The 4,742-nt window shown below is 42.7% G+C and carries 2 protein-coding genes and 1 pseudogene; 1 reads left to right on the top strand and 2 read right to left on the bottom strand.

Annotation, left to right across the window (positions count from 1 at the left end):
• Positions 1 to 1,012, top strand: a pseudogene (locus tag EWV84_RS12700) (RNA-guided endonuclease InsQ/TnpB family protein); the annotation flags it as partial.
• 32 nt (positions 1,013 to 1,044) lie between these two features.
• On the opposite strand, the gene EWV84_RS12705 reads toward EWV84_RS12700, so the two are convergent.
• Together EWV84_RS12705 and mtnA are read right to left on the bottom strand one after the other, a co-directional pair.
• Entirely contained in the window at positions 1,045 to 1,758 is a 714-nt protein-coding gene (locus EWV84_RS12705; protein ID WP_287078274.1) for a response regulator, read from the bottom strand.
• 723 nt (positions 1,759 to 2,481) lie between these two features.
• Complete coding sequence (gene mtnA, locus EWV84_RS12710) at positions 2,482 to 3,543, bottom strand: S-methyl-5-thioribose-1-phosphate isomerase (RefSeq protein WP_287078275.1); 1,062 nt, start codon at positions 3,541 to 3,543, stop codon at positions 2,482 to 2,484.
• Positions 3,544 to 4,742: the final 1,199 nt, after the last annotated feature.

Here is a 4,742-nt window from a genome sequence, read left to right on the forward strand (position 1 = left end):
AAAGAATATGATTGGTTGACAGATGCTTATTCCCAGTGCTTACAGGTTGTTGCTTTGAACTTATCCCAAGCTTATCAAAACTTCTTTGAGAAACGAGCTAGATTACCAAAATTCAAATCTAAACATGGTAAACAATCAATTAGCTATCCAGCTAATGTCAAATTTGAGGGGGATTATCTAAAGCTTCCTAAAATTGGATTAGTTTATTGTGTTCGTCACAGGAAATTTGAAGGAACAATTAAAACCGTTACTATCTCAAAAAACCCAGACGGTAAATACTACGCTTCTATTTTAGTTGATGACGGGCAATCTCCCCCTGCTCAAGGGGAGCAGGGGGGTGCCGAAGGCGGGGGGATAGATGGAAAAGCCATAGGAATTGATTTAGGATTAACTCATTTTTGTATTACCAGCAATGGCAGTAAATATGATAATCCTAGACATTTAGCCAAACATCAACGTAATCTAAAAAGGAAACAACAGAGGCTATCCCGTAAAAAGAAGGGAAGTAACAACCGTCAAAAAGCTAGACGTAAAGTAGCTAAAGTCCATTCTAAAATCTCAAGATGTCGTGAGGATTTTCTCCACAAGCTATCCCGTAAGATAGTTAACGAAAACCAAGTTATTGCGGTAGAAAATCTCAATGTCAAAGGCATGGTACGCAATCATAATTTAGCTAAGGCTATTAGTGATTGTGGTTGGGGAATGTTTTGTACAATGCTTAAATACAAGGCAGAATGGGAGGGGAAAACTTATATCGAAGTTGATAGGTTTTTCCCTAGTTCTAAAACTTGTCATGTCTGTCTGAATCAAGTGGGTAGTTTGCCGCTTGAGGTTAGAAATTGGACTTGTGTGCATTGTAAAACAACCCATGACCGGGACATAAATGCGGCGATAAATATCAGAGATGAAGCCTTACGGATATTATCGTTAGGAAAAGCGCGATACTGCCTATAGAGGGGATATAAGACCAAAAGCTGGGCGTAAGTCCGTCTTGAGGAACCCTCCCCCGTGAAATAGGAAGCTCTCAACGACCTTGAGAGTAGTTCACTCCACTAATCCCGATCGCAGGGCCAGCACTGCCGCTTGAGTCCGATCATCCACAGAGAGTTTATTTAAGACATTGCGGACATGGGTTTTCACCGTGCCGATGGTGATATAGAGTCGCTCGGCAATCTCGGCATTACTGCAACCCGCAACAATCAGATCGAGAATTTCTAGCTCTCGTGCCGTTAGGGGGGCATTTTCCAATAATTGGCGACATTCTGGGTCAAGGCCGCGAATTATCACTGTTTTGGTCTCGGCAGCCGCACCGACGGGAACATTTTGGCGCACTTGTTGCAGAATAATATTGGCGATCGCAGGATCGATCCAGGGATTGCCTTCCTGGGTGGAATGAATCGCCTCGACTAATTTATCAATGCTAATATCCTTCATACAGTAGGAATCAGCCCCAGCAGCAAAAGCCGCTAACACCAGTTCTTGGGTTTTGTGCATGGTTAGCATAAGGATTTTCGTGGCCAGGGGGTCTTCGCCCCGATTTTGTTTGAAGCGTCGCACTAACTCGATCCCATCGATCATGGGCAAACCTATATCGATGATCGCCACATCGGGTTTAGTCACCTCTAGCAATTTCAGTCCCTGTAATCCACTGGTAGCTTCTCCCACCACTTGAATATTCTCTCGATGCTGGAGAGCCACCACTAAGCACATGCGAGTTAGATCGTGATCTTCTATAACGATAATCCGCACATTATCCATGTTTTTCCACAGTGTTACCGAATTAGGTGATGATTTGATAATTTTGGATTTTAGATTTTGGATTATTAGACCCCCCCAAACATTGACTTCACTCCGTTCCCCCTTCCTTGAATTGGCCCTTTTCTTATCTTCATTCAGCAATCTACTTTTTCCAGTCGATTTTATTTCTACTTACTAAAAGCAGAGCTTGCCAAGATACTTAACTTCCCCTCAAATCTACTCATATCTACCCTAAATCTTGATCCTCACTGTCCTATTATAACATCATGTAAATCTCGATTAGGGAAATAGTTAACAAGAATAAATCTTTGATATGCTTGTATTTTTATATAGCGTTTCTCGCATCCGTGAGGTACAGTTTAACCTTTGCTGATTAAGCTTTTCAGGATTGAGAATGTACCTTTTGTGAACAGGAAACGCTATATCTATACTTGGGGTAGTTTAATTGATTTTTACCCTATATTAAAAACAATCTTTTAAGTAAACAGCTAAATTCTGGGATTAATTAGCTGAATAATAGTATCTAACTATAGATAATTTCTCAAAACTAATATCTTTCTTGGGGTTATCGCAATAAGATATTTTTGTCTATTTTTCAATACCGATATTATCGATTTTCCCCCCTTGTCCGTCACCTCCAATTTGATTGAGGCGGAATTTTTCCCCACTGTGCCAATCGATATAAACGATAAAAATGGTATCAGTAGGGAAAAAGCTTACCCTCTAGGAATCCTGTAAAAAAATTAATTCAGCTGGTGTTACCGCCCCTTTTTCCGTAATGATAGCGGTGATTAAAGCGGCGGGAGTAACATCGAAGGCGGGGTTATAAAAGTTAACATCTCTAGGGCAAAGGGTAGTTGTCCCCACCTGATAAATTTCGGCACGATCGCGCTGTTCGATCGGTATCCCCGTACCATCCTTAAGGGAAAAATCCACCGTCGATAGAGGCGCAGCCACATAAAAAGGCAGATTATGAGCTTTTGCCACCACCGCAAGGGAATAGGTGCCAATTTTGTTGGCCGTGTCCCCATTGGCCGCAATGCGATCGGCCCCAACAATCACCGCATCGATCAGTTTTTGCTGCATACAGTGGGCCGCCATGCTATCGGTGATCACGGTGACGGGAATTCCCTCCCGCAGACATTCCCAGGCGGTTAATTTTGCCCCTTGCAGCCGCGGCCGGGTTTCGTCTGCATACACTTGTATTAATCTCCCTGCCGTCCAAGCGGAACGAATTACCCCTAAAGCAGTACCATAACCAGCCGTGGCTAGGGAACCAGTATTACAGTGGGTTAAAATTGTCAGTTTTTCTGGTTGCTCCGGCAGCGCCAATAAACCATGGTGACCGATCGCCCGACAGGTTTCCACGTCTTCTTTTTGGATATTTTGGGCAGTTTCAAGGAGATTTTTGGTAATCACTGCCACTTCTGGTCCACTTTCCCTGGCCACTTTTAACATTCGCTCGATCGCCCAGAATAAATTCACCGCCGTCGGCCGGGTTTGGGCTAATCGATCGGCTATTCTAGTTAAATCAGCCAGAAATTCCTCTTTCTGGTCAGTTTTAATTTCCTGCGCTCCTAAAACCATACCATAGGCAGCCGCCACCCCGATCGCCGGAGCGCCGCGGACAATCATCGTTTCGATCGCCCGGGCCATGGCTTCACTGCTGGTGATCTCAACTTCCCCATACTCCATGGGTAAACGGGTTTGATCGATCAGCCAAACTTTGTTATCTTGCCAACGCACGGGATAGATCGAGTTACTCTCGCAAGTGGTTGTGGTCATAAACATTTTTAGATTGAGAATTAGCCAAATGGCTCTCTTAGGTTTGGTGGGTAAAATGTATTCTAAGATACAGTCCTCTGTGTCTGGAGTGGAAGGAACCACTCCAGACACAGAGGACACAAAGATCGATCCTATGTAAGTTAAACTTATCACACAGAACCTAGAAGAGCCACTATATTCGCTAATTCCAGTCCCAGCCGTGGTTTTAATGCGCGGGTTTCCAGCTAATCCGGTAATATTTCCTAAAGTCGGATTAACTCCTTTAACCCCAATATAATCAAAGTCTCTTTGAGAGATTTCAGGAAACTCGCAGCATAACCGTTGTCTAAGCTGATTAATCAAAGAATTTTGGTTTTTAACGAGTTGTTCTCTCTCGTGAAATGTCCGGCGTAATAAATCGATCGAGTCATAGTCATAGTTGTTTAAAATCGGAGGATTACCCAGATCATCTAGTCCCGATTTGTCAAAATAAGTTAAGGCAATAGTTAGCGCATCTAGATAATCATCCTTGTTTTTATTTTTAAAATAGTGCTGACGATTTATCTTAGTTTGTTGGTGATAAATCCAGTAGATATTTAATCCTAGCTTCTTAGCACAATTAACCCAAAAACTAGCGTACCAGTACCCAGTAGGCTCTAAAACAATCGCACCAGCTTCTAGGGATTTAATAATCTCGATCGCTTCTGCATTGCATTCTAGCTTGTCGGCTATCTCGTTAAGTTGAATATTTCCCTTAAGTCGAGCATATCCTTTACCCGGTTCCTTAATACTTTTCGAGAATTGCGAAGGTGAAACAGATGGAAATTCGCACAACAAAACCACGATAGCCCAATTACGGCTAACGTCTATTCCTAATATTTTCATCGGTTATAATGGGAGTGAATTGAGTTTAAAAAGAATTAGCCTTACGATACTCCCGTAGGTTTTTTTCAGTCCTATCTCACTTTAAAAGACACAATTCTTAAAAGTCCTCGAAGCCTTACGATTAAGGTGCAAGCTAACGCTTGAAATCAATTAAAAAGGCACTCTCGGACTAGGATTAGGTTTGGACCATAACCCCATTCCCCCCGCCATAGCGGGTAGGATGGGATGAGGTTAAATAGGGATATCGTCATCATCTGGATCAAAGTCTCTTGATTCCCAATCTTCTAGAGTAAATTGCTGCTGGTTATAGCAATCTTCACCCCATTCGGATTCTT

Source organism: Microcystis sp. M_QC_C_20170808_M3Col, assembly GCF_007095505.1.
Classification (GTDB): domain Bacteria; phylum Cyanobacteriota; class Cyanobacteriia; order Cyanobacteriales; family Microcystaceae; genus Microcystis.

Bases quoted from the DNA above. Each gene is read 5' to 3' on its own strand.
- EWV84_RS12705 (WP_287078274.1), bottom strand. From the start codon at position 1,758: ATGGATAATGTGCGGATTATCGTTATAGAAGATCACGATCTAACTCGC.
- mtnA (WP_287078275.1), bottom strand. From the start codon at position 3,543: ATGACCACAACCACTTGCGAGAGTAACTCGATCTATCCCGTGCGTTGG.